At 40.2% G+C, this 341-nt stretch carries 1 protein-coding gene; it reads right to left on the bottom strand.

Annotated features, from left to right (window positions below):
- Positions 1-341 (bottom strand): hypothetical protein (locus HC175_RS21580; RefSeq protein ID WP_168139963.1); only part of this gene is annotated, 341 nt, incomplete at both ends.

Genomic DNA, 341 nt, shown 5'->3' with positions numbered 1-341 from the left:
AATAAAGGCAATTGGTTTATAAACGGAATATTTTCATCTTCCTCATTCTTCAGGAATTTTTGACACAGGTTGAGGTTTTTTGCTGCCAAAACGATCATATCGATATCACGGTTGGTCACCATCACCTTTTTCGGATTCTTTTCTTTTGAGGTGTAGTAGGTTTGCAACACCGGGATCCTGGGAGAAAAAGCATCCTGCAGGAATTCCCTGTTCTCGATTTGTTCAATTGAAGGCTCCTGTTCATTGTTGAAGATCTCCAGGATCTTCACATTTGCCTTAGAAAGTGAAGCCAGATTTAAGAGCGTGCGAAGCACATTACTGCCGTAATGAATCTTATAATC

The organism is Salinimicrobium oceani (genome assembly GCF_012037645.1).
The sequence above is the reverse complement of the archived record's forward strand: the minus strand, read 5'-3'. Positions and strand labels throughout refer to the sequence as shown.